General features: G+C 43.6%; 20 protein-coding genes. 15 read left to right on the forward strand and 5 right to left on the reverse strand.

Translation table 11 applies throughout. The annotated features are described in order from the left end of the window. Positions 1–174: 174 nt before the first annotated feature. Positions 175–1,038 (reverse strand): CPBP family intramembrane glutamic endopeptidase, encoded by an 864-nt coding sequence (locus tag MKX60_RS27120; protein ID WP_341061518.1) that lies wholly within the window; start codon positions 1,036–1,038, stop codon positions 175–177. Between the two features lie 567 nt (positions 1,039–1,605). Between MKX60_RS27120 and alaS the strand changes: the two genes are divergently transcribed. The 13 genes from alaS to MKX60_RS27185 all read left to right on the forward strand — a co-directional run bounded on the left by alaS (position 1,606) and on the right by MKX60_RS27185 (position 17,109). After that, entirely contained in the window at positions 1,606–4,239 is a 2,634-nt protein-coding gene (gene alaS, locus MKX60_RS27125; protein WP_076284271.1) for an alanine--tRNA ligase, read from the forward strand. Positions 4,240–4,555: 316 nt separating this feature from the next. After that, positions 4,556–4,831, forward strand: a complete 276-nt coding sequence (locus tag MKX60_RS27130; protein ID WP_042125473.1) for an IreB family regulatory phosphoprotein — start codon at positions 4,556–4,558, stop codon at positions 4,829–4,831. Continuing rightward, the gene (ruvX, locus tag MKX60_RS27135) at positions 4,831–5,247 is read left to right on the forward strand and encodes a Holliday junction resolvase RuvX (RefSeq protein ID WP_042193474.1); all 417 of its coding nucleotides are present in this window, start codon (positions 4,831–4,833) and stop codon (positions 5,245–5,247) included. Before MKX60_RS27130 ends, ruvX begins: the two co-directional genes overlap by 1 nt. Before the next feature lie 13 nt (positions 5,248–5,260). After that, complete coding sequence (locus MKX60_RS27140; RefSeq protein ID WP_038569507.1) at positions 5,261–5,569, forward strand: DUF1292 domain-containing protein; 309 nt, start codon at positions 5,261–5,263, stop codon at positions 5,567–5,569. Next, positions 5,562–5,870 (forward strand): DUF1292 domain-containing protein, encoded by a 309-nt coding sequence (locus tag MKX60_RS27145; RefSeq protein ID WP_076300046.1) that lies wholly within the window; start codon positions 5,562–5,564, stop codon positions 5,868–5,870. Before MKX60_RS27140 ends, MKX60_RS27145 begins: the two co-directional genes overlap by 8 nt. A 176-nt stretch (positions 5,871–6,046) precedes the next feature. Further along, positions 6,047–7,096, forward strand: coding sequence for an endolytic transglycosylase MltG (gene mltG, locus MKX60_RS27150; protein WP_341061519.1), 1,050 nt, complete (start codon positions 6,047–6,049; stop codon positions 7,094–7,096). A 56-nt stretch (positions 7,097–7,152) separates the two neighbouring features. Further along, positions 7,153–8,085 carry a peptidase U32 family protein gene (locus MKX60_RS27155; RefSeq protein ID WP_341061521.1) on the forward strand — a complete coding sequence of 311 codons (933 nt, stop codon included), beginning with the start codon at positions 7,153–7,155 and terminating at the stop codon, positions 8,083–8,085. A gap of 97 nt (positions 8,086–8,182) precedes the next feature. After that, complete coding sequence (locus MKX60_RS27160) at positions 8,183–9,514, forward strand: peptidase U32 family protein (RefSeq protein ID WP_339801835.1); 1,332 nt, start codon at positions 8,183–8,185, stop codon at positions 9,512–9,514. 316 nt (positions 9,515–9,830) lie between these two features. Beyond that, entirely contained in the window at positions 9,831–12,008 is a 2,178-nt protein-coding gene (locus MKX60_RS27165) for a methyl-accepting chemotaxis protein (protein WP_076284267.1), read from the forward strand. Between the two features lie 162 nt (positions 12,009–12,170). After that, complete coding sequence (locus tag MKX60_RS27170; protein ID WP_339269733.1) at positions 12,171–14,051, forward strand: cache domain-containing sensor histidine kinase; 1,881 nt, start codon at positions 12,171–12,173, stop codon at positions 14,049–14,051. Positions 14,052–14,073: 22 nt separating this feature from the next. After that, positions 14,074–15,381 carry an ABC transporter substrate-binding protein gene (locus tag MKX60_RS27175; protein WP_341061522.1) on the forward strand — a complete coding sequence of 436 codons (1,308 nt, stop codon included), beginning with the start codon at positions 14,074–14,076 and terminating at the stop codon, positions 15,379–15,381. Positions 15,382–15,426: 45 nt separating this feature from the next. Next, positions 15,427–16,491, forward strand: a complete 1,065-nt coding sequence (locus MKX60_RS27180) for a LacI family DNA-binding transcriptional regulator (protein ID WP_339269736.1) — start codon at positions 15,427–15,429, stop codon at positions 16,489–16,491. 57 nt (positions 16,492–16,548) lie between these two features. Then, positions 16,549–17,109, forward strand: coding sequence for a GNAT family N-acetyltransferase (locus MKX60_RS27185; RefSeq protein ID WP_341061523.1), 561 nt, complete (start codon positions 16,549–16,551; stop codon positions 17,107–17,109). Positions 17,110–17,171: 62 nt separating this feature from the next. Here the strand turns inward: MKX60_RS27185 and MKX60_RS27190 are convergent, their stop codons facing one another. The 4 genes from MKX60_RS27190 to MKX60_RS27205 all read right to left on the reverse strand — a co-directional run bounded on the left by MKX60_RS27190 (position 17,172) and on the right by MKX60_RS27205 (position 21,709). Further along, a complete protein-coding gene (locus tag MKX60_RS27190; RefSeq protein ID WP_076284263.1) occupies positions 17,172–18,074 on the reverse strand; it encodes a manganese catalase family protein in 903 nt (300 codons plus the stop codon). A gap of 275 nt (positions 18,075–18,349) precedes the next feature. After that, positions 18,350–19,522 (reverse strand): glycoside hydrolase family 130 protein, encoded by a 1,173-nt coding sequence (locus tag MKX60_RS27195; protein ID WP_341061524.1) that lies wholly within the window; start codon positions 19,520–19,522, stop codon positions 18,350–18,352. Beyond that, entirely contained in the window at positions 19,522–20,736 is a 1,215-nt protein-coding gene (locus tag MKX60_RS27200) for an AGE family epimerase/isomerase (RefSeq protein ID WP_341061526.1), read from the reverse strand. Before MKX60_RS27200 ends, MKX60_RS27195 begins: the two co-directional genes overlap by 1 nt. Positions 20,737–20,758: 22 nt before the next feature. Then, a complete protein-coding gene (locus MKX60_RS27205) occupies positions 20,759–21,709 on the reverse strand; it encodes a glycoside hydrolase family 113 (RefSeq protein ID WP_341061527.1) in 951 nt (316 codons plus the stop codon). A gap of 302 nt (positions 21,710–22,011) precedes the next feature. Here MKX60_RS27205 and MKX60_RS27210 point away from each other — a divergent pair, with 302 nt between their 5' ends. Beyond that, on the forward strand, positions 22,012–22,791 hold the full coding sequence (locus MKX60_RS27210) for a response regulator transcription factor (protein WP_042186104.1): 780 nt from the start codon (positions 22,012–22,014) through the stop codon (positions 22,789–22,791). 319 nt (positions 22,792–23,110) lie between these two features. Further along, on the forward strand, positions 23,111–24,481 hold the full coding sequence (locus MKX60_RS27215) for an ABC transporter substrate-binding protein (protein ID WP_042186107.1): 1,371 nt from the start codon (positions 23,111–23,113) through the stop codon (positions 24,479–24,481). Positions 24,482–24,545 lie beyond the last annotated feature (64 nt).

Here is a 24,545-nt window from a genome sequence, read left to right on the forward strand (position 1 = left end):
GACGGAAACGTAGCTCTTTTATATTAAAAACGTAAAAATACAGCACAGGGCAGCTTTTCTCATATTTACTAGAGAATTGCTGCCCTCCGTTTTGGTTATCGACTGCTTGCTTTAGCTGATTATGTTTACAATTGGGTCAGTCGCGATTCTAGAGAATTCTCCGATCCCATTTATTCAGCTTGGCACTGCCCCCTCTGATTTCTGCGCTCGGAATTCCTTCCTTTTGAAACAAATTAAAAGACAAGTCAGTAATAACACACAGATTAACGTTGCTGTATGAGTAAAACTACTATTCCAAAACATAATCTGAACATTCATTAAGGAATGGACGCCAATCACGAAAAATAGATTCTTGGTTAAGACATAGAGTAATGAGAATATGACCCCTAGAATTACTAGTACGATAAAATCATAAACAAAATCCATTCCGACTAATCCTGAATAGATCCGATTTGGGATATGTATAGCGGCAAAGATGGATTGTGAGATAAGCATTGCATAACCGATGCGTGAAGTATTGTTATTGACTTTTTTTAATAAGAGATAGATTTGAACTAGCAGAAAGCCCCGAAACAAAACTTCTTCCAGTAAAGCATTTCCGAAAACCTGACCCAGGAATTCACCAAAGACGACGTTCGAATTCGTGAAAATATCATTATTGAATGTTAAACTTGAGTGAGTCAGTAATGTCATACCTAAATCAACAATGTTAATTGCGAGCCAAAATAGAAAAGTGCCGATAAGTCCTGCTAATAATGTATTCCTTTTTAACCCCAAATCCCTCAGCGATAATTTAGCTATTGTACATAAGAAAATAACCACTTCTAACACAAGACCGAACAGATTTGCAGCTAACGTTTCGTTGATCCATCCGTTTGTGCTTTTGGCAATAACGCTTAAAGTTCCATTTGCAAAAAGGACAAGGTTAACCGTTAGAGTGAAGAGAATATGAATAAAAATGAGACTGACGATAAAGCGTATTGATGTAGGCTTAACTTTAACAATCGATAGCTCCTCAGTTACTTTATTGCGCAGCATGATTTGTAATCCTCCTTAGGTTTTACCCGAGCATTGCGTATTCTAGAGCATTATTTTTAATACATAATTTTCCAAATGATATCTGAGATTTACTATATTCTTTAAGTGCCCGAGTTCACCATTACAAAAATCATATATTCTCACGTTATCCTTAACTTCTCCTTAGATTGACAGATGAAGGGGCACTGGCTATACTTGAAATGTTAAAATGTAAATCGGATAAAACGTTGATGAAAATGAAGTACGCCGGAGGATGGCTTGATCAGAGAACAGGTTCCTTTACGAAAGCATTTCGTAATGGCTGGGAGAACCTTGAAGACAGGCCGGTGGAAAGCTAATTTCGGAGTGTGAGATCACAAACTCACCGGGGGCACCCGTTATCAGCCGCGACAAGGCGATCGCCCTTTAACTTTCCCGTAAATTGGGTCAAGGCGATAACCAGGGTGGTACCGCGATATTAATCGTCCCTGAATTATTCAGGGGCGTTTTTTTGTTTTTATTTTTTAGAAAATTTGTACAATCTGGCGCATGAGCCGAATTAAAAAGATGAGACGGGAGCTGTAAACAATGAAAGCAAGTGAAATTCGTTCCAAATGGCTTAAGTTTTTTGAAAGTAAAGGTCACAAGATTGAACCTAGTGCATCTCTCGTACCGCATAACGATCCTTCGCTGTTGTGGATCAACGCAGGTATGGCACCGCTGAAAGCATACTTCGATGGCCGTGAGATTCCTGAGAATCCGCGCCTGACGAACTCGCAGAAATGTATTCGTACCAATGATATCGAGAATGTAGGGAAGACACGCCGTCACCATACATTCTTCGAAATGTTAGGTAACTTCTCTATCGGCGATTATTTTAAAGAAGAAGCTATCACATGGGCTTGGGAATTCTTGACTGGCAAGGAGTGGATCGGCTTCGATCCAGAACGTATCTCCGTCACTGTGTATGCTGAGGATGAAGAGGCATTCAAGCTGTGGAATGAAAAAGTGGGCTTGCCAGCAGAACGCATCATTAAGCTGGGAGATGAGAACTTCTGGGATATCGGCGAAGGCCCTTGTGGTCCTTGTTCGGAAATCTTTTATGACCGCGGCGAAGCTTATGGCAGCGACATGAGTGATCCAGAAATGTATCCAGGTGGAGAAAACGAACGTTGGCTCGAAGTATGGAACCTTGTGTTCTCACAATTCAACCATAACAAGGATGGCAGCTATACGCCGCTTCCGAACAAGAACATTGATACCGGTGCTGGACTGGAGCGTTTTGCATCCATTCTTCAAGATGTAGATTCCAACTTCGATACCGATTTGTTCCAACCGATTATTCAAAAAACAGCTGAGCTTGCTGGTGTAACTTATAAAGATAATGTTGAGCAGGATATCGCGCTTAAAGTTATCGCTGACCATGTGCGTACCGTTACTTTTGCCGTAGGGGATGGAGTACTTCCTTCTAATGAAGGTCGTGGTTATATTATCCGCCGTTTGCTACGCCGTGCTGTTCGTTACGGAAAGACCCTGGGTCTGGATCGTCCGTTCCTGCATGAGTTGACGGAAACCGTTGGTGAGATTATGGGTGTGTATTATCCATCCGTTGTCGAGAATCGGGAATATATCGCCAAGATTATCCGTACAGAAGAAGAACGTTTCCATGAGACATTGTCTGATGGATTGGCTATCTTGGGTGAGATCAGCGCTAAAGCAAAAGCAGATGGGCACAGCACGATTGCTGGAGCTGATGCATTTAAGCTATATGACACTTACGGATTCCCATTTGACCTGACTGAAGATTTCGCAGCAGAGCAAGGATTAACTGTAGACCGTGAAGGCTTCGATGTCGCTATGCAAGAACAGCGTGATCGTGCAAGAGCTGCACGTCATGACGGTGGCAGCATGAAGATCCAAGGTGGCGCATTAGCGGATCTGACGGTTAAAAGTGAATTTGTTGGATATAATGACTCGGTAACAGAGTCGAAAATCATGGCAATTGTTGTGGGTGATGAATTGGTCGATACCGCTGGCGAAGGCGTAGAGTGCCAAGTAATTCTTGAGGCAACACCGTTCTATGCTGAAAGTGGTGGACAAGTAAGTGACACAGGTCTGCTTACTGGCGGTTCAGTTACAGCTAAGGTAAAAGGATTGTTCAAGGCTCCACATGGTCAACATGTACATTTGGTAACTGTGGAAGCTGGAGAATTGAAAGTAGGCGAATCGGTTCGCGCTGAAGTGGATCGTGCACAGCGTGAAGATATCGTGAAGAACCATACAGCTACTCATCTACTGCATAAAGCGCTCAAAGAGGTTCTTGGCGGTCATGTCAACCAAGCAGGATCTCTAGTAGAAGGTGCTCGTTTACGGTTTGACTTCTCCCACTTCGGAGCGATTACACCGGAAGAACTAAGCGACATCGAGCATCGTGTGAATGCACAAATTTGGCGTGGCCTTGATGTGGTCATTGAGAATAAGCCAATTGACGAAGCTAAGGCTATGGGCGCTATGGCATTATTTGGTGAAAAATATGGCAATATTGTCCGTGTCGTTCAAGTCGGCGATTACAGCCTTGAGCTTTGTGGTGGATGCCATGTATCCAACACGTCTCAAATTGGAATTTTCAAGCTGCTTAGCGAAAGTGGTATTGGTTCCGGAGTGCGCCGTATTGAAGCAGTGACTGGACGTTACGCTTATCAGTTCACTGAGAGCCAACTGGATCTGCTCAAGCAATCTGCGGGTCTACTGAAGTCTTCTCTGAACGACGTTCCAAAACGGATTGAAGCATTGCATAACCAAGTGCGTGAGCTTTCGCGTGAGAATGAATCCTTGCAATCTAAGCTGAGCGCAACATTTGCCGCTGAACTAACAAGCAGTGTGAAGACGGTTGGTGCAGGTACACAGCTTCTTGCTGTTGCTGTTCAAGCAGGAAATATGGACGCTCTGCGTTCTACTGCAGATGAATTGAAATCCAAGCTCCCGGATGCTGTACTTGTTCTGGGTGCTGCCATGGACGATAAGGTGAACTTTGTTGTAACTGTACCACAGGATCTGGTGAATAAGGGCTTCCACGCTGGTAAGATCGTTAAAGAAGTCGCAGCAGTATGCGGTGGCGGCGGTGGCGGACGTCCAGATATGGCACAAGCTGGTGGTAAAGATGCCTCCAAGCTTGGCGAGGCACTGGCTAAAGCAGAAGAATTAGTGGCTTCCCTAGCATAAATAAAAATTACGAAACTATTTCTTAATTTAAACGTATTACGAAAAAACATAGCGGTACTGAGAGTTTGACATCAGTACCGCTACTCTTTATTAACAGGTGGTTAGATTTTCATGAATAGTTGTGCTTGACAATAGCTTAAAAGCCAAAAATATCATTATTTTTGTAGAGGAAATGCCAAAAAAAGCGTTATTCCACGCGCAGGATTTCCTCGTTGGGCTATGAATATGTTATGATAAAGGAAGCAAGTGAGCTGCACAGTAGCAACTTTGCGAAGCCGCCCTTTTAGGGTGATTTTGCAGAAGGAAGGTGTCACAAATGGACTCCATGGACAAAACGGTCAAATTCAATGTGAAGGGCGACGAAAAGGAAGCTTCTCCCCAGGAAATATTGCTCGCTGTATACGATGCACTGGTGGAGAAAGAGTATCATCCGATCAATCAGATCGTAGGGTATCTACTTTCCGGAGACCCAGCTTACATTCCGCGTCATAACAATGCGAGAAGTTTGGTCCGGAGAAAAGAACGTGATGAGCTGATTGAAGAGTTGGTTAGATTCTACCTCGTCAATCACAAGGTGGATAATCCCAGATGATGAAGAAGTTAGGATTGGATTACGGCGACCGTAGAATCGGTGTAGCCACAAGCGATGTTTTTGGATGGACGGCACAAGCTCTTGAAACGATTGAGCGCCGCGGTACTGGTAATGAGTTCGAACGTATTCGTGAACTTGTTACGGAGCACGAAATTGGAGAGATTGTAGTTGGTCTACCGAAGAATATGAACGGCTCAGTAGGACCCCGGGGCGAAATCTGCATAGAGTTCGCTGACAAGCTACGGGAGCAATTTGCAATGCCCGTACACCTTTGGGATGAGCGTCTGACGACGGTATCCGCAGAGCGGGTGCTGATTGAAGGGGACGTCAGCCGGAAGAAACGCAAAGGGATTGTGGACAAAATGGCTGCAGCCCTGATTTTGCAAAATTTTTTGGATGCTAACAGTAAAAGGTGAGGGGTGCGAGGATATGACAAACGAACAGATTGGCCAAGAGGAAGAACCGGAAATTATCTATATTCCTGATGAGGAAGGTAATGAAGAGGAATTCGAGGTCATTATGAAGTTTGAGGTTGATGGCTCGGACGCTAAGTACATGATGGTGGTTCCGCTTGATTCCGAGGACGAGGAAACCGATGAGGTTTATGCGTTCCGTTATGTGGAAGAAGGCGACGATCTTCAATTGTTCATGATCGATAATGACGAGGAGTGGGCGATTGTCGAAGAGACTTTCAACACACTGGTTGACGAGTTGGACGGAGGATCTGAGAATGACTGATGTATCCGCTGATCAAGCGGTATGGACTTCGCGGCTTAAGGAAGCCTATGGAGAAACAGTAGAACTGGAAGATGAGCAGGGCAAGTCTTCCATTTACGATATTATCGCCGAATTTGAAGTCGGTGGTATTGGCTATGCGGTGCTGAAAGGCACCGGTAAAGACGTGGAATATGAAATTCTGCGTATCGTTGTCTCTCCTAACGGACTTCCGGAACTAGAGAACATCGTGGACGATGAAGAGTGGGAAGACATCTCTGAGCTATATGATGAGATGACTTTTCCAGTGGACGATGCAGAATAAGCTTTAAACATGTACGTTACATTTATGATGAGTACGGAAGAGGGCGGAGAATTCCGCGCTCTTTTTGCTTGGAATACGATCAATATAATTAAAAGAACAATCATGATCATGAAATATGTATTGAATTTTAAGTAGTACACTTTTATACTTTATAGTCGGAAAGTGAGGAACCTGACTTGAAATCCGCAATCCGTACTGTGCTTATTGTTATTCTTTTGCTGGTAGCAGCAGGAGGCGGAGGCGCTTGGTACATTTGGAACGGGATGCAGCCGGTAGAACCTGCAGGACCTGCCGTAACATTTACGATAGAGAAGGGCATGGGCAGCGCTGAAATTGCTGATCTGCTCGAACAAAATGGCATTATTCGGAACAGTCTTTTTTTTAAGGGATATTTGAAATGGACCAAAGAAGGTTCCAGCTTCAAAGCTGGTACTTATGTTGCTAGTCCAGGAGACACCTATGACGAGCTCATCGAGAGGTTAAACGCGGGTGATGTTGTTAAGGAACAGACCGTAACTTTTACGATTCCGGAAGGATATACTGCTGAGCAGATTGCCAAGAAGCTTGCTGAGGCTTGGAATCAGGATGCTGCTATTTTTCTCGAAATGATGGATACCGGTGCGGGCTTGAAGGGAATTGATGTTCTAGGTATCCCACAGAATAAGAACCTTCGTCATCGGCTTGAAGGGTATTTGTTCCCTGAAACGTATGAACTAGCCAAGGATAGTACGCCGCAGGAAGTTGTAGAGGCATTATTGGATCAGTTCCAGAGGAAACTGGACACGATTCCGAATTGGAAGCAAAAGCTAGAAGCACGTGGAATGACACTTCATGAGCTGTTGACAGTGGCCTCGTTAGTCGAGCGTGAGGTTGTGGTAGATAGTGAACGACCACTAGTTGCTGGCGTGATTTATAACCGCTTAAAGAAAGAGCAGAAGCTGGAGATTGATGCTACGGTTCAATATTTGCTCGACAAACAGAAGGAAAGACTGTTATATAAAGATTTGGAAGTTGACAGTCCTTATAATACGTATAGAAATATTGGGCTTCCTCCGGGACCTATTAGTAATCCGGGGCTGGCCTCCATTCAGGCGGCACTTGAACCTGAGGCATCTGAATACTACTTCTATGTGACTAAGAAAGATGGTACACAGGGCCATTTGTTTGCTAAGACCTACAAGGAACATTTAGCCAATATTGAAAAAAGTAAGCAAGAATCGAAATAAAATATTAAAATGAAGAGTGGTGCGGTTGAAATAACTGTACAAGTAGGAGGTACAACATGATTAACAAACCGGAATTGTTGGCGACAGCAGCATCCTTAGAGGAAGCTGCTGCTTTGCTGGATGCCGGAGCAGATGCATTGCTCATCGGGGATGACCGTTTTGGCATGCGTCTTGCCGGACATTTCTCTCTGGAGGATACAGCTGCTGTTGTAGAAATGGCACATGCGCGTGGCTGCAAAGTATATGCTGGACTAGGTGGACTCATGTCCAACCTTCTTCTCGAAGAGCTCCCTGCCTATGTGAATGCGATAGGTGAACTTGGTGTTGACGGTGTTGAGTTCGGTGATCCTGCTGTGTTAACCACAGTGAAGAAGGAAGCACCGGGCATGAATCTGCATTGGAATGCGGAAATGACCTCTACCAATTACGCAACCGCGAATTATTGGGGGCGTAAAGGTGCTTCTCGCGTCGTTCTTGCCCGTGAGCTGAATATGGATGAAATGACGGAAATGGTTCCGCTTTTAGAGGTAGAGGCACAGGTTCAGGTTCACGGCATGACTAATATATACCATTCCAAGCGTAAGCTTGTAGAAAGCTATATGTCGCATCAAGGACGTCCAAGCGAGGGCGGCAGTCTTGGTAAGGAACGTGGTCTATTTTTGATCGAGGCAGAACGAGATGACCAAAAGTTCCCAATCTATGAAGACGAGAACGGTACACATATTATGAGTTCGGAAGATATTTGTATTTTGGAGGATCTTCATATCCTTATGGCTGCAGGCGTACAGAGTTTTAAGATTGAAGGATTGTTGAAATCAACAGCGTATAATATGGCGGTTGTTAAGACTTATCGCAAAGCTATTGATCTTTATGTAGCTGATCCAGAAGCATATTCTTTCCAAGAGGATTGGATGGAAGCTATCAGAACGTTGCAGGATCCAGAACGGGAGCTAAGCTTCGGATTTTTCTATAAAGAGCAAGTATATTAAGTTTAATTTAATGAAAGTTTTTTAGTTCCCCGCAAAGACTAGATGCAGTAAGCATGCACAGACATCACTTTGTGGGGCGATGGAGGGGAGAACAGGAATGGGAACCATGACAAAGCCGCAATACAAGGGTAAACGTTACCGTCTGGACAAACCGGAGCTCCTAGCTCCGGCCGGTAATTTGGAGAAATTAAAATTCGCAGTACACTATGGTGCGGATGCTGTTTATATCGGAGGGCAGAAATACGGTTTGCGTTCAGGAGCAGACAATTTCAGCTTTGAGGAAATGCGTGAAGGTGTTGAATTCGCCAAGAAATACGGCGCTAAGGTATTTGTTGCAACGAACATTTATGCTCACAATGAAGATGTCGCAGGGATTGAAGAATATCTGCGTAACTTATATGAAGTTGGCATTGCTGCTATTATCGTTGCTGATCCGGTCATTGTAGATACAGCACGCCGTTTAGTACCTGGATTAGAGGTACATTTGAGTACTCAGCAGTCTACACTGAACTGGCAAGCGGTATCCTTCTGGAAAGAAGAGGGTCTGCCACGTGTAGTACTCGGACGTGAGACAAGCCTGGAAGAGATCGCTGAGATTAAGAAGCATGTTGACATTGAAATCGAGAGCTTTATCCATGGTGCGATGTGCTCTTCGTACTCCGGTCGATGCGTATTATCCAATCACTTTACAGATCGTGACTCCAATCGCGGAGGCTGCTGTCAGTCTTGCCGCTGGAAATATGATTTGTTCGAGGATGCGCGTCCTGAAGGCACTTGGGTATCTGAAGAAGATCAAGCTGTAGCACAATCTCCGGCCCCTTTGCTTCCGGGTGTAACTCAGATTCCACTGCATCAGCAAGGAGATAATCCTTTCTCCATGGGATCTAAGGATTTGTGCATGCTGGAAAGTATCCCTGAACTCATTGAAGTAGGCATTGACAGCTTCAAGATCGAGGGACGAATGAAGTCGATTCACTATGTAGCTACTGTAGTTAACGCTTATCGTAAAGCTATTGATGCTTACATGGCTGATCCGGAAGGGTACGAGTTGAAGCAAGAGTGGCTGGATGAGCTGAATAAAGCGGCGAATCGTCCGCTTAACACAGGGTTCTTCTATGATACTCCGGATCATGAAGATCATATCTATGAGCCTGAAGAAAAAGCGGCTCCGTATGATTTTGCCGGACTTGTACTAGAATACGATGCTGAGAGTGGAATGGCGCTCATTCAGCAACGCAATCACTTCAAGCCAGGGCAGGAAGTCGAATTCTTCGGACCCAATGATACATTCTTTAAGCAGACTGTAGCGGAATTGTGGGATGAAGCAGGCAACCCGCTTGACGCAGCTCGTCATCCTCTGCAACGTGTCCGCATGAAGGTAGATCAGCCGGTAGCATACTTTGATATGATGCGTAAGAGAAAATCTTAATAAGATACAGGGATGTTCTTTCTATAAGAGCATCCCTGTTTTTCTTTTGACAAAGCTAACAATAAGATATATATATTAGTAACTAACAAATAAATCCAAAAGGAGGGTAGAACGAAGGGAGTTTTTTTGTTTCAGAATACATAGGTTAAAAGTTATAAAAAAAGTATAGTAAAGCTAAGAAAAAAGGCCTAATAAACCGATATATAATATGGTTAGCGCTTTCATATGTCCTCTAATATTAGCGGGTAGATGATCATGATGGGGATCCTGATCAAGATAGTATTAGTGAAAAGCATAAAGAGAGAAGGTTAGAGAGATGAAGAAGAACAATAAAAAATCCGTAAATGTACAGAGCAATGAAGTAGGTACAGGAAAGACATCAAAGTTAGATGCTAAGAAAATGATGTTGGGTTGGGGAAGCCAAATCAAGAGAGTTAATCCTATCCAATCCGTCGGTGTGAAGTTATTTCTAATATTCTTATGTTCCACTGTAATCGTAGTTATGTCACTTGGACTTATATCTTATTCGAAGGCAAAAACAACGATAAAGAATAACGTATCCGAAGCCTACCGCCAGACTATTGTTCAGACTGCTGAGAAGCTGGATATTACCTTGAAGCAATATGAGAATACGGTATTGCAGCTCTTTTTTGATGTGCAGTTGCAAACGGATCTTAGATCAATGGCTACTGCACAAACTGCTTACGAGAAATTTGAAGCAACAAGCTCAATAAGTAAGAAATTGTCCAATCAGACTACAACAGATTCTAATATTCTCAGTGTCGCATTGATTCCCGAGTCACTTGAACAGGAAATTGTTACATCTGGCAGTGGTGGCATTTATTTTGATGGATTACGAGAACAAGAATGGTTCAAGAAAATTGTGGCCGATTCTAAAGAATATAATTCTTATTATTCAGACGCTAACAATAACGACTCTAAAAATATTTGGTTTTCAACCTCTCTTCAAGGAGCGGAAGAAAAAGATATTGCTTTGGTAAGATCTCTTAAAAGTCTGGGAGCAGATAAAGGATACATGATTATGCTTGTGTTGAAGAATACACTGCTGGAAGAATCTTTCGCAAGTGTGAAGCTGGGAGACGGCTCCCGTATTCAACTTGTGTCTCCGCAAGGTACAGTAGTGGCTTCTTCTAATCCGCTAGACGATGGAAAGTCATCGGAGTTTTCTTTTATCAAAGAGAGTAAGAAAAATAATAATAGCCTAGAAGCTAAAGATCCAAACGGAAAAGAAATTCTGGCGGTCTTTAATCCGATGATGCGGGCAGATTGGAAGCTCGCAGGTGTAGTTCCTACAGAAGAACTAGTGAAGGAAGCCCGTCCGATTCTGTTGACGACGTTCATTACGGCTGCCGGTGCGGCATTGCTTGCGATATTTATTGGGATTTGGATGGTTCGTATGATTGCTCGCCCTCTGGCACGATTGAAGGATCTTATGGTTCAAGGTGCAAGCGGAGATTTAAGTGTACGTACAGAATATGTGTCTAAGGATGAGATTGGACAACTATCAGCCTCCTTTAACTTGATGATGGAGCGTATTACTGAGCTTGTATCGCAAACTAGAGAAACTGCACGAGATGTGCTAGAGACCGCTGGCGAGCTTGGAGAAGCTTCGCGTAAGACAGCTATTTCCGCGAAGGAAATAGCAGCCGCTACGGAAGAAATTGCTGGAGGAGCAGGCAGTCTGGCACTTGAAGCTGAACGTGGTAATGAGCTTACAGATGTGATAGCTACGCAAATGCAGACCGTGATTAGTGCCAATAGTGAGATGGATGAGGCAGCACGCGGGGTTGGAGAAGCTAGTGCTCAAGGTGCCAAGCAATTAACGGATTTACTGGATCAAACTAGCCGTACTGGGGAAAAGACAGGTGCGCTTGTAGAACGTGTTAACAATTTGAAAGAAACAGTATTCTCAGTGATTAAGGTGCTGGATGTGATGAAGAGTATCACACAGCAGACGAATATTTTATCATTGAATGCGACGATAGAAGCCGCACGTGCAGGCGAAGCTGGCAAGGGCTTTATGGTGGTAGCAGGTGAGGTAAGACAGCTTGCCGACCAATCGAAGCAGTCTATTGCTCTTGTAGCCGGAATCACCGACAAGATCATAACGGAAATGAACGAAACGGAAGCTGTATTATCTGAAGTGGCACCTCTCTTTAAAGAGCAAATAAGCTCAGTGAAGAGCACGAGCGATATCTTTGTATCCGTAAAAGGACAGATGGATGAGTTCATTACTAGTCTGGAATCGGTGACAACAGCGATCAGTAGCTTGAATCATTCACAGGTTGTGTTGTCGGAAGCCATGGGTAACGTAAGTGCTGTAGCTGAGCAATCATCAGCGACTTCCGAAGAAGTGGCTTCACTCAGTAATGAACAACAAAGTGTAAGTGATCAACTCGTTTCATTGTCAGGTAAGCTGGAAAGTGCTTCAGGACAGTTAAAGGACAAACTGTCATTATTCACGATAAAATAAGTGGGTCCCTAACAAATTTTTATGATTTACATAACAAAACCGCTTCTTCGTTATGAGGAAGCGGTTTTGTTATTGTGTAAAGAAGGACTTCCCCGTATAATAATTTTGTTAGGTAAATAATAATAACAAGTTAGGTAAAAAAGGGTTAAGGAGAAGGACCGTATGAAAGGTAAACGCATCTTTGGCTGGTGGTCCGTTATCGGGGACATGAGTATGGAGCGCAAGCTGCTCCTCGTCTTTTTAATAATTATTACCCTTCCGCTTACCTTCATTAGTGTGTTTACTTATAAGAGTTATTCAGAATCTATTCAGGGCAACACCATTGCTTATTCTGAGAAGTTAATCGATCAAATGATGGATGGAGTAGATGATTATATCGAAGATATGAAGCGTATTTCATCTATGCCAGCCTATGTGAACGATATTAAACAAAATTTAATTCGTTCGAACCACTATCATGAGCAGAAAGAGATCATGGGTGGCGAATCAGGCAGTGCTACATTGTTACCCGGAGATTTTGATTTACTGTTGTCAATTCAGCGGGGCATAGAAGGCAACATTTCATTTATTAACAATATTAAGCGAGGCGCGAACACGGTTTATATTTTTGACGCGCATGGGAATGGTTATTATTCTGCCAAGGATGGTGGCGTACGGCTCGACCTCGATCAAAGCTATAAGTACTGGAGTCAGCAGACGAAGGATTCCAGCGGAGAGGCCCTTTTGTTTGGTACCCAATCATTTACGAGTAATTTGCAGAGCACTCGATATGCTTTTACCGTTGTTCGCAAAATCGTGGATGGTTTGTTAAATCCGATTGGGCTGATCGCGGTTGAAGCGAATATTAGCAATTTGGAGAATCGGGTTACGGAGCTGGATAAAGTAACACATGGCAAATCTTTGATCGTTGATGAGATGGGGATGGTCGTGTACGACAGTGACAAAAAACTTCTTGCCACGGATGTATCTGATTCAGAGCTATTCAAAAGGGTCGATGGGAAATCCGGGAGTTTCTATGATACAGTCAACGGAAAAGATTTTCTAAATATTTACTCAAGCTCTAACAAGACCAATTGGAAGGCCATTATTTCGATTCCTGTAGATGTGCTAATGCGGGATGTGAAGGTAACCCGTAATACAACGCTCGCTGCTACATTAAGTATCATTGTACTTGCGTTAATTATCTCCATTATTCTTTCCTTTGCACTCACTAAATCACTATCGCAGATGATTCAACTGATGAAAAAGGTTCAGGGCGGCGATCTAGATGTGATGTTTAGGGTTAGACGGCGTGACGAGATTGGTCTGCTCGGGCATCAGTTTAATCGAATGTTGGCTCGGATCAGGCAGTTAATTCAGGATATCTACCGAATTGAAGAACAGAAGAAGGAAGCGGAGCTTCACGCACTGCAGAGTCAGATTAATCCTCATTTTATATATAATACGCTGGAGTCGATCCGAATGACCGCTGAGCTCAATGATGATATTGAAGCTGCGGACATGATCTCAATTTTAGGTAAACTGCTACGATATAGTACAAGTGATTTGAGCGGCAAAACGACAATGAAGCAAGAGCTTGGATATGTACGCAATTATGTTGAGCTGCTGAACTGTCGCTACCCTAATCGTTTCGTACTCGAGATCGACGTACCGAAGGAGCTAGATAATTACTCTATTATCAAGCTGGTCTTCCAGCCGATCATAGAGAATGCTGCTTATCATGGCTTGGATGATAATAAACCACAAATGCATTTAAGTATCCGTTGTGAGATGACTGAGCAAATGCTGTTCTTTCATATTAAGGACGATGGCTGTGGAATGGATAAGATCACTTTGGAGAGATTGAACGATGGGCTGCAGAAAGAAAGTCCTCCTAAGAAAAGTATCAATGGGGGCATTGGTATGAAAAATATACAGCAGCGAGTGCGCCTTCATTATGGAGCGGCTTTTGGAATTGAGGTATATAGTGAGCTTGGACAAGGGACGGATGTTATTTTGTCGCTACCGTTGCTGGAACCGGAAATGATTAGATTATCTGACTGAAATAAGAGGAGGCTGTCCGTTGATGGGGATGAGATTACACTGGACTACGCGTACCATACTGCTGCTTCTCATTTTGTTATCGATTAGTGGCTGTGAGAACAACACCAAACAGACGGAATCTACAGTGCCTCCAGTTGGAAACGAGGTGAAGTCTGACTTATCCGGCACCATAGTCATGATGACCAATCGAATAGATCTGATTGAGAATGGAACCTTTCAAGGGTACGCAGACCAATTTAAGCAAAAGTACCCCGAAGCGAATGTTGAATTTGAAGGTTTATCCAATTACGCAACGGACATTCTGGTAAGACTGTCCACCAAGGACGCCGGAGATGTACTTTTGCTTCCTGTGAATCTTCCATCAAAGGAACTGGATTATTTTTTCGAACCGTTGGATGAAGAAACTTCGGTTAGTGAGCGCTTCACTTCTTTTGCTACTTATGATGGTAAGCGATATGGGCTATCTACGGGAACTACCACGGTAGGGATTGTCTATAATAAAAGGTCCTTCGAAAAAGCAGGAATTACCGCGGTTCCACAGACACTGGATCAATTCTACGAAGCTTGCGCTAAATTAAAAGAGGCTGGAATTATCCCGCTGTATATGAATTATGGAGCCGTCTGGCCACTGCGTGAATGGGGAAATAGTCTGGTCAATTATATGACAGGCAACCCTGAGTATCTAAATAATATGGTAAATGAGGATAGTCCATGGCAGCTTGATAATGAGTGGGGGAAATCCATTTCCATTGCTCGAACCTTAATTGCTAAAGGTTATGTAGAGAATGAACTCTTCTCGAACAATTGGGAGATCTCTAAGACTAGACTCGCTAAAGGTCAAGCTGGCATGTATTTACTTGGAAATTGGGCGGTTGGTCAAGTGCTTGATGTGGGGGCTTCACCAGATGATATCGGATTCTTCCCATTTCCTTATGATAATAGCAGTACTCACTATGCACCGATCAATCCGGACTGGTTCGTGGGTGTTAGCAAATACAGTAAGAATAAAGAGCTTGCTATGGCTTGGTTGAATTTTTTTGTAAAAGAGACTTCGTATTCAGATGATTGGGGATTCCTTCCTGCTGATGGTAGTCTGAACCCTTTTTTGCCGCAGTACCGTGAATTTCTATCTTATGAACCTAAGCTGGTTTATGGCACGGTACAAAGTGATGCGTTCATCGATCTGGCAAATGGAGCTAAGCTGTCCTTTTGGTCCGGAGATTATATTCAAGAGTTACTTGCTGCGCCTGATTTACAAAAGTCTTTTGACGAATTAAATGCAAAATGGACGGAAGCGCGGGTAGCTACACAGGTAACTTCTCAGCCTTAACTTTAGTTTAACATTAATTATATTACAATCTCTGGAGGTTTTAATATGGCTAAAAAGGTCACCATGCAAAAAATAGCTGATCATCTCGGTGTATCCAAATTTGTTGTCTCCAAGTCACTATCTGGTAAAGCTGGCGTTAATGAGACGACCAGAGAACGAGTGATTCAAGCGGCTTCGCAGTTAGGCTATTTTACGCAAAAAAATGCTTTTGTCCAAGGTGTCAAGCGTACTCCTCCGGTAGGGGGTAGTGATCGGAATAAGCAATCTGTGCTTGTATTAATGCCGAATATCCGCTCGCAAACTCAGGATTCCTTGTATTGGGGAAAAATTGTGGACGGTATTGCCCTTGCGCTGGATCAAGAAGGACTTGGAATGGTGATCATCTCTGAGAATCGTGCGGATAATTTCGTGAATATCCTGAACCCAAGCGGGATTCTTGGTTTGGTAGGTGTGGGCGAAATCTCCACTTCTTTACTACTTGAGGTACATCGCATCGGTCTGCCGATGGTGTTGATTGACCATGAAGATCCATTAATTCCAAGTGATACTGTATTCGCGAACAATGTGGATTCCATGGCTCGACTTACTAATCATTTGATGGGGACAGGCCATACACAAATGCATTTTATCGGGAATATTGGATTTTCACGCAGTTTTAGGGATCGATGGATTGGCTTCCGTAGTGCGCTGGAGGAGAGTGGGATAAGACTGCCTTTGGAAGATGATGCGAATCTCTTTTTAGAAGGGGTGGAGGAAGAGGTATTCCAAGAGGATTTTAAAAATTGGGTGATGAAGCGGAAAAAAGCTAAGACACTCCCAACCGCCTTGGTCTGCGCCAATGACAAAACAGCACTTACGGTCAGTGACATCCTGAAGGCAGAAGGTCTTAATATTCCAGGGGATATCTCGGTCACGGGCTTTGATAATATTGAGGATGCCTCAAGAGGCATTCCGCCGCTTACTACTGTACATGTCCCTAAAGAAGCGATGGGCCGGGCGGCAGTGGAGAAATTGCTAAGTCGGATTGGGCATCCCTCTGCACCATTGGAGAAGATCCTGATTGCAGCAGACATAGTGCATCGTGATTCTGTGGATATACCGAGAGAATAGAAATTAGCCTTTAAAAATAATTGAAAGCCATGGAATTTTGGTTAGGGGGACTCAGTTATGTCAGAAGCAGTTGCAATACCAAAGATCGAAGGCGAAAATATTCATCTGCGTGGTGTAGGAGAGTCCGATCTGGAGGCTTATTACAAATTTTTACTTGATGATGAGATGGGTCGTCTAACAGGGTCGCAAGGGGGAATCTCTCGCGAGCAAACATCGGCTTGGATTCGAAAGATTAGTGTTCCAGCTGAGGATCGTGTGGATCTTATGATTATCGTCAAGGAAACGGATGAGCTTATTGGAGAAGTGGTTCTGAACGAAATAGATCCGGACAACCGTAGCGCAAATATTCGAATTGGGATTCGTAGTGATGAACATAGAGGGAAGGGTTACGGTACTGAGGCTATGACTCAAATGCTGCGATATGGCTTTGAAGCCTTGAAGCTGCATCGTATCCATCTGGGTGTATATCCTTTTAATCCAAGAGCCATTCATGTCTATGAGAAGCTTGGTTTCAAGCACGATGGTGTGGAGCGGGATGCTCTTTATGTAGACGGAGAATTTCATAACATGATTCTGATGTCTATGCTGGAGGATGAATATCGGGCTTTGTACAATTAAAAAAAGTGAATCTATGGTGAGGAAGACGCTGCGTAAATTCCTCACCAGATTCACTTTAAATATTATTCGGTAATATTTCCAGCCATTTTGAGGCGTTTGGCAATTTCTTTAAAGTCTTCGGGGGAGATTCCTGGGGCGAACTCCTCTTCGACAGCAGGAGCTACGGGGATCGGGAAGCCTTTAGGTGCTCCCTTAATGACTTCAAGCGGGAGGTTATCCTCTGGGTGGGTTCCCTTCCAAATCTGATCGATAGCGCCGAAGTCACTGTCACTCCAGGTGTACAGCTTTGTATGCACACCTTTCTCCTCGTATTTCTTCGCTTCACTAAACGATTTGTTATTTAACGAAGGAACCGGCACGAGTTTCGTTACATTAACACCTGTTGCGATTTCGATGGCTTTGGCATAAGCGACCACATGGACACCACCGCGCACTAAGAGAAATCCGACTACAGCGCGTGCAGCTGGATGGTCCGTCATTTCGTAAACTTTCATTTTATGTGTTCTGGCTCCACATTCGAGGAAGAAGTTATGTAGCAGATCTTCCACTAGGTTGCCGCTATTAAATACATTTGCTCCGGTCCATGGATTCCCCGTTGAATCAAAAGGCATAGCACCTTGAGCCCCCGCCAGAAAGTGATAGGATAAACGCGCATCTTTTACGGACCCTAGAGGGGTGGAATCTGGCTCTTTATAACTTGTTGACCCTCGAAGGCATTTGTTGATGGCATGCGAAACTAGCTCCACATGGCCTAGCTCTTCCGCTGTTATACTCATCACCAAATCATAAAAGGGTTTCAGTTTGTCTTTTGAACGGAAATTAAAGGATTGATAGAGATAATTGTTAAGGGTCGACATTTCTCCAAACTTTCCGCCAAGCAGTTCTTGTACAGCGGCAGCAGCATTGGGATCTGGCTTCTCAACTTCAGGAATCTCGATCATGATCTCATCCATACGTTTGAACATTTATATCTCAGCCTCCTTGGAGTTAGGGGATTACTGAGCTATTTTGAGCTTAATCTATAGGAATTAATCATTAAACGGCTAAAAAGTATGGATATTTATCAACAATAAGGGAGTATCCATGAACAGATTTACAAGTCGAAAGAGCATCAGTAAACACTATCAGATACCCACAGTAACGTGTTAGGGGACACAGAATGATCAAAAACGCAGAGCAGCGACCCCTCCATTAAGGAGAATCGCTGCTCTGTTGATTTTTAAGGACTCTGAACTCTTATTTACAGCGCTAAATTACGATCGATGAGGGCGATACGTTGCTCTACACAAGCATAAGAGCGGAGTGGATCTTCTGGTGTGTTCAGTACGTAATCTAACATTTGTTCAACCGTAGTTGTTGCTACATGGATGCGGGTGTCGGAGGAAGCGTAGTAGATATAGATCTCACCGTTATCGCGTGCAATTACACCGTTACAGAATACAACGTTGGAGACATCACCGACACGTTCTTCACCGTCTGGTGCGATGAAATGACCACCTGGTGAATGTGTGACTTTGTTTGGCTCCTCCAGGTCAGATAAAAAGGCATAGAGGACGTATCTAAGCCCAGCTGCAGTGTTTCGCACACCGTGTGCGATATGCAACCAGCCTTTTGGTGTTTTGATTGGAGCTGGACCTTGGCCATTCTTAACTTCCTTGATGGTATGGTAGTGGCGCTCATCCATGATTGTCTCACTTGTAATCACGGCATCCTCAATCGTATCCGAGAGTCCCCAGCCAATACCGCCACCGGAGCCTGCATCAATAAAGCCATCCTGAGGGCGAGTGTAGAAGGCGTATTTTTCATCCACAAATTCAGGGTGGAGCACGACATTGCGCTGTTGAGCAGAACCTGTCTTAAGATCGGCCAGACGTTCCCAGATCTTCAGATCCTTTGTACGGACAATACCACATTGTGCTACTGCGCTGGAAAGGTCACCGTGTGGAGCGTCTGGATCTTTACGTTCTGTACAAAAGAGGCCATAGATCCAGCCATCTTCATGGGGTACGAGACGCATGTCGTAGACGTTGATATCCGGAACTTCTGTTTCGGGCAGTACGACTGGATGATCCCAGAAGCGGAAGCCATCCACACCATTGTCACTTTCAGCTACAGCAAAAAAAGATTTACGGTCATTACCTTCCACGCGGGCAACAAGATAGAACTTACCGTTAAGTTCTATGGCACCAGGGTTGAAAACGCCGTTGACGCCGATTCTTTCAGCGAAGTAAGGATTAGTGTCAGGGTTGAAGTCGTAACGCCAGATTAGAGGAGCGTGCTCGACGGTAAGCAGTGGATAAGCATAACGGTTATAAATACCGTTTCCATAAGGAAGCTTTTCATTTTTACGGGTGATCAGCGCTTCATAACGTTCTGTTAATTGTTGTTTGCGTTCATGAAATAACGATGACATTATACAGTCTCCTTTAGGGTTGAATTCAGTCGTGCGATCATTTCGAAGCAGGCTCTGCTGTTATGATAAGGGCATTTCCAGGCACTAACCTTGGTTGCGTGAGGGAGGGGCAGATGGTTCTCGTCCACGCCCCAGTACCATTCGCCTAGTTTGTGATCCACCATATATTTATCGATAAAAGTCCAGGAGGCTTGGGCAGCCTCGTTAAATTTGCTGTCACCGGTCAGCTGATAAGCATTATAGAATCCAACAACCGCCTCCGCTTGCGGCCACCAATCTTTATCTTTGCTTAGCAATCCGCTCGGATCAGCTTCATTCCATATCCCGCCATCGGTATCTATACCTTCTGCAAGAACAGCTTCTGCCATGGAGATAGCGACGGTTCGAACACGCTGTAGCAGCTTTTCTTCGCCAAGTATTTCTGCGGCTTCCACAAGCAGCCAGCTGCCTTCGATATCATGTCCATAGGAGATAATATCTGACTTTACATTCCATGCCTCATCTAAGAAAAGATGAAAATGCTTGCCTTCGTTATCAATGATATGGTCCAGCATCGTTTTGATTAGCTCAGCCAGCGTACTCGCCAACTCCTCTGACTTCCATACTCGATAAAGTCCGGTATACGCTTCCAACACGTGTAGATGCGTGTTCATTGATTTTTTCTCATTCAAGTCCTTGCTGCTAAGACTGAGGTTATCCGTGATTTGCCATTCCCGAGATAAAGCTTCAACATAACCTTTATAAGTTGAATCATAGCCATATTTCTCAACAAGCTGGAATATTTGAATGGCCTCATCTAACACCTCAGGCCGTCCAGTCGCGTGGTAGAATTCAGCCAATGCGTAGATAGTAAAAGCTTGGCCATAGATCTGTTTTTTCTCCTGAGAAGGTTTGCCTTCAGCATTCACCATCCAGTATAATCCGCCATACTCCTTATCGATGAAATGATCCATCAAATAGGCATAGGCACGTTCTGCCATGGCCAGATATTCTGTCTTGCCGTAGATCCGGTAAGCGCTCGCAAAGGACCAGAGGATGCGGGCATTAAGCACAAGGCTTTTCTTCGCGTCAGGCACAATGTTCAGTTGATTGTCGATTTCACCAACAAAACCGCCGTTGATTTCGTCCTTCGTTTGTTTCATCCAAAAACTAAGAATATTACCCAGTAGCTCATCCTCAAGCTGAGCCAGCCATGATTCTGGTGAATTAATCATTGGTAAGTAGTCACTCCTCACATTACTTATTGATTTTCGAGGTGAAGTATTCGTTGATGATCCCAGCGGCTTGTTTGCCATACATACAATAATCATCATTGTGTTCTGCTTCATGAATTGGATAAAGATGAGTAGGCCAATCCCAAAGCATAAAGCCCTGAACCCAATCTCTGCGCTCACAGCTTTGAAACATTGCCTGATAGAAGTTGCTTTGTTCTGCTTGACTTGGTTCACCCTTCAAGGTCCAATCATTAGGAATCGCCGCACTCCCGCTTCGGCTTGGGCAACCCGCTTCCATGAAAAAGAACGGCTTATTCTGTGATCTCACCACATGCTCAATCCGGTCGAGCTGAGCTTCCCAATCGTTAGCTGGATAATATCCACTTGAAGAAATTACATCGAGCGCATCCCACCAGGTCACGTTATCCTCCTGATACTTATCGCAATTATAAGTAAGAATTCCTGAGTAAACCTTCCGAACCTCGGAAATAAGCGAACGCCATTCGGTTTCTCGTCTATCCGTTTGTACAAGCTCGCAGCCGATACAGAACATCTCACAGCCTGTTTCTTCAGCAATAGCAGCATAATGCAGAATAAATTTAGTATAAGAGCTGAACCACTCAGACCATTTAGGCTCGCAAGGAACATCCTTATCGAAAAAGTTAATGTGAGCACGCCAAGTTCCATCCGCGCAATTAACGATCGGCTTCAGGCATACCTTTAGCTGCAGTGACTTCGCTTTACTGATGGACTGTTTCACTTCTTCGTCGGTAACGGTTGGAGCCTCCCCATAGGGAATTTCCGTAGAATGAGCGGTAGCTTGAAGCGCACTAAAGGCAATGGCCGTCCAGTTCGCTCCAGTGACTGAAGACATGAGTTCCATCGAACGTTCCGCTTCTTCCGTTTTCCATGAACCACGTGTACCCGAGAAGCCCCAGGTTATGCCTGCAATGTATTCGTTGTTAAATATCATCGAGAATCCCCACCTTACATTGAAAATAGAAAAGAGAATAATTAGTAAATTAATTTTGTTATATAGTTATTATTAATTTGTTAGTTTATAATAACAACTTAATTTAGTTATATACTTTTTCGAAGATGATTTCAAGGACAATTTATAGTTGCAGCTGGGAAATTAGAATAACTTTCGTTATAGTAAATACAAGACTATAAAAGAGTGCAATCGTACATTGACGTAATACATAGGAAGAATTCTATTCGTGATGATGGAGCAATCATAATAACTGGCAGATACAACTGGAGGGAAGTGCTCAAATGATAAATGTTATGATTGCGGACGACGAGGAGGTCATTCGCAGGGGGCTCGAAAAAATCACATCGAGGATGGAGCTAGATGTACATGTAATTGGATCCTACGGTAACGGGGTGGAAGCCTGGGAGCATTTTGAAAAGTTATCCCGAGATGACATTGATCTGCTTATTACAGATATCAAAATGCCTAGAATGGATGGCTTTATGTTGATTGAACAGGTTAGAGGACATATGGAGGATATACCTATTGCCGTTCTTAGCGGTTTTAGTGAATTTGAATATGCCCGCCGAGCAATCCGCCATGGGGTGATGGATTATTTACTAAAACCTATTGATAAGACTCAGCTATATGAATTGCTCAAGAGAGTAGAGGATACAAAGAAAAAGAACGTCACAGAGCAGGAGGAGATGTTCTCTCAAGCGGCAGATGGTGGAGAGCATTACGTAGTTGAACAGACTAAAAGCATACTGGAGAGGGAGTATGATCAGAACTTCGAACTTGAGCGTTTGGCGGAGACCGTCGGTATGAATGCGAGCTACCTCAGCCGGTTGTTTAAAATAAAGACGGGGCAAACCATCACCGATTATCTAATTCGGATTCGTATTACTAAGGCGAAAGAATTGCTGATCGAGCATCCCGACTTAAAAAATTATGAAATTGCCGATAAGGTTGGCTATAGTGATCCGGTTTATTTTAATAAATTGTTCAAGAAAATGTGTGGTATGACACCTAAGGATTACAAAAGTGGCTGTAAATTACCGAAAATGGAACGTGAGTTTTAGTCCTATATAGGAAGCTATTATTTAGGAGAGCGATAAGCTCTCTTTTTTTGTGGCTATTTTCAATAAATTAGATAATAAAAATACCATAATAAAAACAAAAATAACAAATATAAGACCAGAAAAAGCAATTCAAACCATCGTTTTGCGTTAAAAATAGATCTATAATGAGTTTGTAAGCGATATCATCACTTTTTTTTAAGAGTATTTCAGTGAGTTTGATAATAGTGATTACTCTATTAAATTGATAGTGATGATAAAAGTTATTATTTTTGTTATTAAACCAAATTAGAGTCGAATTGAAGAGAGGGGTCGTAAAAGCATGAAAAAAGGCAAAACAATGATGGGCTTGATGGCACTGACACTTATGGCAGGATTGTTTAGCGGTTGTTCCTCAAACAACAACACCAACAATGAAGGCGCTAAAAACACAGGAAGCAATGGATCCTCAACAGAGGCGACGGCAGCTCCGGCTGATGATGCAGCAGCCAAGGATATTAAAGGGGATATCACGGTTATTACGCAAAGAACGGATATTGTTGATACCGTATTCAAAGAGTATGCGGCTAAGTTCAATGAGAAATATCCTGATGTAAAGGTAAACTTTGAAGCGCTTGCTACTTACGAAGATCAAATTAAAATTCGCATGAGCACTAGTGACTATGGCGACGTTCTGTTGTTACCTACAAGCATAGCTATTAAAGATATTCCCGATTTCTTCGAACCACTGGGTACACTCGAAGATATGCAAAAACAATATACAGGTGTGGAAGAACGAGCAGTAGACGGAATGGCTTACGGAATTCCAATGACCATCAACTTTAACGGTATTATTTACAACAAACAAGTCTTTAAAGATGCCGGGATTACAGAGGTTCCAAGAACGCCTGAACAATTCTTAACTGCTCTGCAATCTGTTAAAGATAAAACGAAAGCTGTGCCTCTGTACACAAACTACGCAGCTGGCTGGACATTGACCCAATGGGAAGCGGATCTGGCTACAGTAGCTGGTAACCGTGATTATGTGAACATTGGTCAAGTGGCTAGCGACGATAACTATGTTCCAGGTCAACCTCACTATGAACTGTACAAAATCCTGTACGATGCAGCACAAAAAGGTTTGATTGAAGAAGATCCAACGACTACAGACTGGGAATCTTCCAAAGCGGATCTGGCTAACGGAAAAATCGGCACGATGGTTCTTGGATCTTGGGCAATCGGTCAAATCAAAGGTTTAGCAACGAATCCAGATGATGTTGGCTTTATGCCATTCCCTACGAATGCAGATAAAATCCTTGTACCACTTGCTGGTGACTACAATCTGGGTGTCAGCGTTCATAGTAAAAACAAAGAAGCTGCTAGAGCTTGGGTGGATTGGTTCATTAACGAATCTGGCTACCCAACGACTGAAGGTGGCGGTATGAGCCCGGCTATCGGTGCAGAGCTTCCAGAAATTCTGAAACAATATGAAGGCACTGAAGTAACCTTTGATACACTTGCAGCTGCTAAAGCCGGCGAAGAAGGCTGGTCTGATGAAATCGACAAACAAGCCGAAATCGGTGCTTGGCAACCAGACTTCAAGAAACGGATTATTGAAGCCGCAATTGGCAACAGAAAAGAATCCTATGATGACATCATGAAGGACCTCAACGACAAGTGGAAAGCAGCTCGCGCTAAAGTCACAGCACAGTAAACAACTATAAGCTTTCTTAAATGCTATAGGCGGTAGTGGATGTGGGAGGGGATATGCGAACGGG

The sequence above is a fragment of the Paenibacillus sp. FSL R5-0914 genome (genome assembly GCF_038004525.1).
In the GTDB taxonomy this organism is placed as follows: Bacteria; Bacillota; Bacilli; order Paenibacillales; family Paenibacillaceae; genus Paenibacillus_AQ.